At 49.4% G+C, this 9,441-nt stretch carries 4 protein-coding genes; all 4 read right to left on the bottom strand.

All coding sequences use genetic code 11. The annotated features are described in order from the left end of the window. Positions 1-72: 72 nt before the first annotated feature. The gene (gene gltB / locus V7D78_RS15055; RefSeq protein ID WP_333609278.1) at positions 73-4,536 is read right to left on the bottom strand and encodes a glutamate synthase large subunit; all 4,464 of its coding nucleotides are present in this window, start codon (positions 4,534-4,536) and stop codon (positions 73-75) included. Between the two features lie 381 nt (positions 4,537-4,917). Beyond that, on the bottom strand, positions 4,918-6,099 hold the full coding sequence (iadA, locus tag V7D78_RS15050; protein ID WP_333609277.1) for a beta-aspartyl-peptidase: 1,182 nt from the start codon (positions 6,097-6,099) through the stop codon (positions 4,918-4,920). Positions 6,100-6,109: 10 nt separating this feature from the next. Next, complete coding sequence (gene yfcC, locus V7D78_RS15045; RefSeq protein ID WP_333609276.1) at positions 6,110-7,594, bottom strand: putative basic amino acid antiporter YfcC; 1,485 nt, start codon at positions 7,592-7,594, stop codon at positions 6,110-6,112. 66 nt (positions 7,595-7,660) lie between these two features. Continuing rightward, on the bottom strand, positions 7,661-9,441 hold a 1,781-nt coding region (locus tag V7D78_RS15040), incomplete at its 5' end, for a TonB-dependent receptor domain-containing protein (RefSeq protein ID WP_333609275.1).

Below are 9,441 nucleotides of genomic sequence, written 5' to 3'. Positions count from 1 at the left end.
GTGTGAGCGTTTTGGCGGATCAATCCGTTTTACGTCAATAAACTGGTATACATTCTGTGCCATAACGTCTCCTTACATCGCCTGTACCCGCAACTCCGCTGACGAGCGGGCGCGGTGTCCAAGCAAGGTGTTTACATCGCTGGTTTTCGGTTTTACCAGCTTAAACTTGCTTAAATAGTTGCCAAAATCATTTAAGATTTTTTGCGCTTTATCACTGCCGGTTTCTTCTACATGCTGGTGCAACAAGCTGCGCAGGTGCTCCTGCAGTATTGGCGTGCTGACATCCAGCGCCTCAACCAGTTCGGCGTTTAAGCGCAGGCTCAAATCGTCTTGCTCATCAAGTAAATAAGCAAAGCCACCGGTCATACCGGCACCAAAATTGACCCCGGTACAGCCCAGCACCACTACCACACCGCCGGTCATATATTCACAGCAGTTATCGCCAGTGCCTTCCACTACCGCTAAGGCACCGGAATTACGCACTGCAAAGCGCTCGCCAACTTGACCCGCAGCATATAAGCGGCCGCCGGTGGCGCCGTATAAACAGGTATTACCGGCAATGGTAAAGCCGTTTTTAGCAAAGCTGGCGCCTTTGGCCGGGTAAATAGCGATTTGGCCGCCGGTCATACCCTTACCCACATAGTCGTTAGCATCACCCTGTAACGACAGATACAAGCCACCGGCGTTCCACACCCCAAAACTCTGGCCTGCGGTACCAATAAACTTCAGTCGCACCGGCTCTGTGGCCATGCCCTGATTACCGTGCTGACGGGCAATAAAGCCTGATAACGCCGCACCGACCGATCTGTCGGTATTACGAATAGGCAGGGTTAACTGGCCGCCGGTTTTGCGCAGCACCATCTGTTCACAGCGTGCCAGCAATTGCTGGTTAAGTGCGCCCGGATCAAAGGGCGTGTTTTTTTGCACACAATGCAGTGCCCGCTCTGAACTAACACTACTGGCTTGTAAAATGGGTGATAAATCCAGTCGAGCCTGTTTTTGTGTTTCGGCTGTTTTATAGTCCAGTAAATCGGTGCGGCCGATCAATTGAGTCAATTCAGTCACACCCAGTTGCGCCATCAGCTCGCGTACTTCACGGGCTAAAAAGATAAAGTAGTTCATTACCATTTCCGGCAAGCCGGTAAAGTGATCGCGGCGCAGTGTCGCATCCTGGGTGGCCACACCGGTAGCACAGTTATTTAAATGGCAGATGCGTAAAAACTTACAGCCCAGTGCCACCATAGGGCCTGTGCCAAAGCCAAAGCTTTCGGCGCCTAAAATAGCGGCTTTAATCACATCCAGGCCGGTTTTCAGGCCACCGTCTACCTGCAAACGCACGCGGTCACGCAGGCCGTTCTCAACCAGCGCCTGATGCACCTCTGCCAAGCCCAGCTCCCAGGGGCTGCCCGCATATTTTACTGAAGTCAGCGGGCTGGCGCCGGTGCCACCGTCATAGCCAGATACGGTAATTAAATCGGCATAGGCTTTGGCCACACCAGTGGCAATGGTGCCGATGCCGGGCTCTGACACCAGTTTTACCGAAATAAGCGCCTGAGGATTCACCTGTTTTAAATCGAAAATCAGCTGGGCTAAATCTTCAATCGAGTAAATATCATGGTGCGGTGGCGGCGATATTAAGGTTACCCCTGGCACCGAGTAACGTAAGCGGGCAATTTCAGCGGTGACTTTTTCACCGGGAAGCTGGCCGCCTTCGCCCGGCTTAGCGCCTTGCGCAACCTTGATTTGAATCACTTCAGCATTAACTAAGTAATGCGGCGTTACCCCAAAGCGGCCAGAGGCGACTTGCTTAATCTTCGAGTTTTTCTCGGTACCAAAGCGGCGCGGATCTTCACCACCTTCACCCGAATTAGAGCGGCCACCTAAGCGGTTCATGGAGATGGCCAGGGCTTCATGTGCTTCCGGGCTAAGGGCACCTATAGACATGGCAGCACTGTCAAAGCGCGGATATAACAGCTCAGCCGCTTCTACCTCGGCCAAATCAATACTGTTGCTGTTTTGGCTTAAATTAAACAGATCGCGGATATGAGTGACCGGGCGCTGGTTCACCAGGGTGCTATATTGCTGATAATCCTCATAGCTGCCGCTACGTACAGCTTTTTGCAGCGTTTGCACTACATCCGGGTTATAGGCATGGTATTCGCCATCATGCACATATTTTAATAAACCGCCATGGTTTAATGGCTTGCGCTTTAACCAGGCGATATTGGCCAGTTGCTGGGTGTCTTGTTCAAAGTCGCTGAAATCAGCGCCACTTAAACGCGAGGGGATATCGGCAAAACACAGCTGCATCACATTCTGGTGAATACCCACGGCTTCAAACAGGTTTGAGCAGCGATAGCTGGCAACGGTTGAAATACCCATTTTCGACATGATTTTAAACAGGCCTTTATTAATGCCTTTGCGGTAATTTAATACGGCCTGGCGGGCACTAAGGCTAATAGTGCCTTTTTCAACCAGTTGCTCTACGGTTTCATAGGCTAAAAACGGGTAAATACCGGTCGCGCCCAGGCCAATTAACACGGCAAAATGGTGCGGATCGCGCGCAGTCGCCGTTTCAATAATAATGTTTGAGTCACAGCGCAGCTGTGCCCTGACAAGCGCCTGTTGCACCGCACCCACTGCCATGGCGGCTGGGATAGGCACTAAACCCTGCGCAATTTTACGATCGGTCAAAATCACCAGCACCACATTGTTGTCGCGCACAGCGCTGATGGTATCTATGGTTAACTGCTCGATAGCCTGCTGCAAGCTGAGTTTTTGCGGGTCATAATTTAGCGAAAATACCTGGTTTTTATAGTACTTCTCATCAGCCTGGCGTAACTGCTTTAAATCCGAGTACATCATCACCGGTGATTCAAACTGGATACGACGGGCATAGCCGGCGGTTTCTTTAAACACGTTATGCTCACGGCCAATGCTGGTCGCCAGCGACATCACATGTGCTTCGCGTAGCGGATCTATCGGCGGGTTAGTGACCTGAGCAAATTGCTGACGGAAGTAATCATACAGGGTTCGGGGTTTGCGTGATAATACCGCCATAGGGGTATCATCACCCATAGAGCCTACCGCTTCCTGACCGTCTTTTGCCAGTACTGTCATCACCTGGTCGATTTCTTCATAGCTGTAATTAAATAGCTTATGCAGCACCAGCATCTCGTCGTCGCTAAAGACCCTTTTGCCAATTAAATCCGTTTCGTATTGCTCATAGGGCACTAAGCGCTTCACATTTTCATTTAGCCAGCTGCGATAGGTATGCCGCTGCATTAAATCCTGATCAATCTCATCTGAGCGCCAGATTTTGCCGGTAGTGGTGTCAATCGCCAGCATTTCACCTGGACCAACCCGGCCTTTTTCCACCACTTCATCCGGCGTGTAATCCCAAATGCCCACTTCAGAGGCTAAGGTGATCAGCTTATCGCGGGTAATAACAAAACGGGCAGGGCGCAAGCCGTTACGATCCAGATTACAGGCGACATGCTGGCCATTGGTAAGCACTATGCCGGCCGGGCCATCCCAGGGCTCCATATGCATAGAGTTAAACTCATAAAAGGCTTTTAAATTGTCATCCATCACTTTATTGCCTTGCCAGGCTGGTGGTACCAGCAAGCGCATGGCGCGGAATAAATCCATGCCACCAGCCAACAGCAATTCTAACTGATTATCCAATGAGCTGGAGTCTGAGCCGGTTTGGCCGACAAAGGGCGCGGCGTCCTGCAAGTCAGGTAATAAGGGTGAGGCAAATTTGTACTGACGGGCACGGGCCCACTGCCGGTTGCCGGTAATGGTATTAATTTCACCGTTATGCGCTAAAAAGCGAAATGGCTGTGCTAAGGGCCAGCGTGGCATGGTATTGGTCGAAAAGCGTTGGTGGAAGACACAAATCGCCGTTTCCATACGGATATCGGCCAGGTCAGTGTAAAAGCGTGGCAAATCAGCCGGCATCATCAGGCCTTTAAACACCGCAACCAGTGAAGAAAAACTCGGAATATAAAAGTCACTGTCAGCCGTCAGCTGCTGCTCAACTCTGCGCCTTACCATATATAAGCGGCGTTCTAAATCATGATCGCCCCAGCCATGGGGGGCGTTAACAATAACCTGCTCAATGTGTGGCATAGAGTTTAGAGCCAGTGGGCCTAAGACACTGCTGTCAATCGGCACTTTGCGCCAGGCCACCAGGCTCAGGGTCTCTCGGGCAATTTCTTTGTTGATAATGTCTTTAGCCAGCGCCGCTTTCACCGGATCCTGACTTAAAAAAATCATACCAACGCCATATTTTTTGGCCAGGTTCCAACCTTGTTCTTCGGCGATGGCTCTGAAAAAACTGTCAGGCTTTTGCATTAAAAGGCCACAACCGTCGCCGGTTTTACCATCGGCCGAAATGCCGCCCCGGTGTTGCATGCGATCCAGGCCATTAATGGCGGTTCTGACAATGCGGTGACTGGCCACCCCTTCCAGGTGAGCGATCAGTCCAAAGCCGCAGTTCTCCCTTGCCTGACTATGCTGATACAACGCCATAATTCACCTCCCAACCGTGCCTGTAATTAATAACTATTCACAAAAAATGGATTATTATTCTTTTAGTGTCTAAGTGTCGCTGCTGAAAGAAAATAACGATAACTGTGTCAGAGGTCAAAGGGCACAGGGTGATTCCCCAGAAGCATTTAGCCATCTAAACATGCAGAGGTTAACAGATATACCCAGAAATAACGCAAAAAGCAAGCTGAGATTTCTTGCTTAGTGTTGCGCTTATCGCAGGTAAGCTGACTTTTGAAAATGAAAATAAATTACATGAATTGGCGCTATTTCGCACAATGATGGCAAAATGGCATAAAAAAAAGCTGCCTAAGCAGCTTTTTTACACTTTTCTATAGTACACAAAGTAATATATTTATGCGTTTATGGCTCAAAGGTGCCTTTAACCAAGGGTTGACCGGCAGCCACCAGCTGCTTACCCATGGCAAATACCTGATCGATAGTTAAATCATCATGGCGTAACAGCACCAGATCGGCATCCAGTCCCACAGCGATCCGGCCTTTTTGCTTTAACCCCAGCACAGCGGCAGGTGCCGCCGTTATCGCCGTTATCGCATCGGCTAAACTGACATGATATTGCTGCACAGCTTCACGGGCCGATTGATACAAAGTACGCACCTGTCCTACCTGTAACCCCAGCAAGTCGCCATCCTCGTTAAAAATAGGCAGGCTGGCATTGCCATCAGAGCTTAAGGTTAGCTGCATCGCAGGAATACCGGCTTGCAGTGCCCGGGCCAGTGCCTGGGCCGCTGCTACTTCGCCATGTTTTAAATCATAGTCAGTGGTGCTGGTGGTAAAATCAATGACACCACCGGCTTTAGCGAAGCGTAACCCCGATTCAAACACGGCATTGTTGCGGTTCATATGAGTGGGATAAAACTGTTTTACCGTCAGCTCTGAGCCTGTTACCGCATCAAACAGTGGCTGTAACAGGCTGTCGCCGGCGCCAACATGCACACTGACGATACCTCCTTTGCCTGATAGCATGCCGCCCACCCGTGCGGCAGCAGCCACTTTGCGTATTTCACTGATAGTCGGTTGCGAGGAGCGGTGATCGCTAATGGCAATTTCACCCACGCCAATAATTTTATCAATTAAAATTAAATCATCAGTAATGTTACCGGTAACAGTACGACAGGGGATTTCATAAGAACCGGTGTGGCAATAGGTGCTAATCCCCTCAATTTGCAGTGCATGTGCTTTGGCCAGCAGGTTAGTGAGGGTGCGGGTAGTCGCATCAGTGCCCAATACACCGATAGCAGTAGTAACACCGCCCAGGGTGGCATCGGTTAATTGCATTTCCGGGGTGCGCGTAGCAAAGCCGCCTTCACCACCACCACCAATAAAATGCACTAATGAGTCGACAAAACCCGGTACCAGATAGTGCTCTGAGGCATCTATTACCGTCACAGGCAAGTTACTGTCAGCGACACTAAAGTTCTCACCAATAGCAGCAATACTATTACCGCTAATTAGTACATCCCTGCGACCCAGAGGCTCTGGTGCCAGCACTTGTGCGTTTTTAATTAAAATAATCTGTTCCAAGATAACCTCATTATTGATAACTAATGGCCACCGCAAGCAACATAAAACCGGACGCCAAAGCAAACAGCCATAATTGCAGTTTCCAGACAAATTTAAGCCAGACAGTCCAGTCAACACGGACGACACCCAGGCAACCAATTAAGGCGGCGGAGGTGGGAATAATGCAATTGGTCAGGCCATCGCCTAATTGAAAAGCTAATACCGCAATTTGCCGCGATAGTCCGACTAAATCGGCCAGCGGGGCGATAAGTGGCATAGTCAGCGCCGCCTGGCCGGAGCCTGAGGCGACAAAAAAGTTAAACACCGATTGGATCACTAGCATCAACCAGGCCGATAAGTAAGAGGGTAAATCGCCCAGCGCCTGGCCTGAGTAATAGAGCAGCGTATTTAGCACTGAAGGGGATTCCGGATTGTCTCCGCCCAACATTAGTACTATGCCTTTGGCCATACCCACAATTAATGCCGCGGGCAATAATTCTGCTGCGCCATGTTTAAAGCCGTCTGCTGCATCATTGACGCTAAAGCGTTTACCCAGCACCGCCACTAAAGCCACCACCAGACCGATGGTAAAAAACTGACTGGCAATTTCCGGTATATAGTATTCCCTTACCGTTACGCCCCAGATAATCCAGCCCAGGCCTGCAAAAAACACCAATAGGATAATGCTATCCAATGTGGTGTAGCTGCTGCTGGCTTGTTCTTGCTGTTCGCTGCGAATAAGCTGATCCGTGTGATAACTAAGCGATAGTTCAGGTTGCTGCTTAATTTTCGATGCATAGCGCATGGTAAAAATCACCCCAAACAAGGTGAAGACTAACCACATTGCAATACGAAATTCCGAACCGGACATTAATGGAATTTCGGCGATACCTTGGGCTATTGCCACATTAAAAGGGTTCATCCAGCTGGTGGCGAAGCCGATTTGAGTGGCTATATAGGTAACCAGTACAGTGGTGATGGCGTCATAGCCTAAGGCAAGCATCAGCGGTAGCAGCACTATGCAAAAAGCAATCGCTTCTTCACCCATGCCGAAAATGGCGCCACCTAACGAAAACAACACAAACATAATGGGGATAAATAAAAAATCCAGCCGTTTCGTTTTGTCAATTAACGCCAGTATGCCGTTATGGATAGCGCCTGTTTTCATAATAATGCCAAAAGCACCACCGGTAAGCAGAATAAAAGCCACTACGCCAACAGCTGAGCCCCATTTGGAACCTGAGACCAAGCCTTCAAAGGCATAATTAAAAAAGCCAATTCCGCCACCTTCGGCAAATAAAGGCACACCGTAATCACCGTCGAGATCAAGTTGGAAGCTACCAGGATCAATACGGCTTTTGGTTTTTACCGCACTGTCAGTTTCAGCGGCCACCTCGATAATATCGAAGGAGCCGGCCGGGATGAGGTGTGATGCGATGGCCGCCAGTATCATTACAAAAAATAAAATGACAAAGGCATCCGGCATCGACACCGGTTTTTTTGTAGTTACAGACATAACGTTAACCTGTGCTATCGCGTAAAGAAAAAGGGAGAGCAAGCTCTCCCTCCTGCCATGTTTTACTTAAAAGAAGTAAGTAAAGGATAGGCGATAGTTACGGCCTAGCGCATCATGGTTAATAGAATCGAAGCCACGAGCCGAGCCATAAACGCTTGGTGGGTCACGATCCAGTAGGTTATTAACGGTTAAGCTAATAGCTGCGTTTTCAAAGTCATAGCCGATATTGGCTTTTAACGTAGTCCAGGCAGCAACATTACGGGTACCGTCTGCTGTTAATACGCCAAGATCTTCCATCTCGATAATATTACGGGTACGTAAGCGGCTGATATCATCGGCATAAGACGAGGTGTATTGCGCTGATAAACCCATAAATATCGCTTCACCGCGCCATGATACCCGAGCACTACCAATGTTGCGTGGATAACGGTAAGTGCCCACCAACGACTCTATCTCATCTGAGCCGGCTTTATTGCGCTCAAATGACAGGTAGTGAGTCCAATCCAGATCCAGGCCTAAACGTCCACCGGCAAAATCCAGCGTATGTTTAAAGCGTACATCAGCACCTTTTACCGTTTGCTGACCAACGTTATCCAGTTGAATAATATGGTCGCGTAGCAGTGGCAGGCTGTTAATCCTTGCTGGGGTAGAGCTGACCCAGTTATTAAGAATTTCGGTCATATTGGCATTGGCATCAGTAAGATTCCGGCCTTGGCTATCCACGACATCACAAACATTAAAGCGATCGCGCCCGACTGCGGCACTGGTATTTAACGCTATACCTGTTGCACCTTCAGGGACTAAGCCACAGTGGCGCTGCGTGACGTCAGTAATACTGCGCGCTAAGGCCGCTGTCATGTCGGTATCCACCAGGCGTTTGTGTTCAAACTGCCAGTAATCTACCGTTAAAGTAGTATCGCGGGTTGGGCTCCAGCCAAAACCGACGCTGACCGACTCTGAGGTTTCTGCACGCAGATCCGGATTACCCAGTTCCAGTACATTAGGAGTGCCAGTACCACCCTGGCCACCACAATAGAACTGATTTACCAAATCATTGGCAGAACAGTCATAACGGGCAGTAGTAGTTCTTAATTTAACACCGGCCTGAGTCAGTGAGGGAGCACGGAACGAGGTTGCCCATGACGCGCGGAAAATTAACTCGTCAGTGGGTCGCCAGGTAAAGCCGATTTTAGGGTTAAAGGTACCGCCAAAATCGTTGTAGTTATCATAACGACCGGCAGCCAATAACTCTACGCTGTCAGATAAAGGCACATAGAATTCGGCAAATGCTGCCGCCTGGCTGCGGCTGGCCTCTGAAAAACTAGAACCAAAGCCGAATACATCAACCAGGTAGCCGTTTTCAAACTGTGCCTGAGCATTTAAAGACGGCTCATCACTGATTTTTTCTTTACGTAGTTCTACACCAAAGGCTGCACTTACAATGTTGTCCCTGAATTCAAAGAGCTCACCACTGAAACGGGCATCCCAACCATAGAGAGTGCTTAAGCCATCACGAGTAGGCACTTCTTGAGCCAGTGCCAGGATGGCTTCATTAGCAGCATTGTTTTGCACAAATGGATTGTAAAAACCGGCCAGGCTGCTGCTGCCGCAATTCAGGCTGCCGCTATCAAAGCTGGCAACAGTCCCGTTTTGACAAAGCTCACCAGCAATAGCTGCATGGTATTTATAACGGTTATAAATACCAGCTACCGCTTCCTGGGTAGATTTTGAACGGGACAATAACACCGCACTTTCCCAATCCCAATCGCCAATAGAGCCTTGCAATGACGACACTAAACGTACTGCTTCAGTGGTCACTTCAACAGTGCGTGGGTCGTTAAAGCGGG

The organism is Arsukibacterium sp., assembly GCF_036735525.1.
Classification (GTDB): domain Bacteria; phylum Pseudomonadota; class Gammaproteobacteria; order Enterobacterales; family Alteromonadaceae; genus Alishewanella.
The sequence above is the reverse complement of the archived record's forward strand: the minus strand, read 5'-3'. Positions and strand labels throughout refer to the sequence as shown.

Coding starts and splice junctions, on each gene's coding strand:
- gltB (WP_333609278.1), bottom strand. CDS start 4,536: ATGGCGTTGTATCAGCATAGTCAGGCAAGGGAGAACTGCGGCTTTGGA.
- yfcC (WP_333609276.1), bottom strand. CDS start 7,594: ATGTCTGTAACTACAAAAAAACCGGTGTCGATGCCGGATGCCTTTGTC.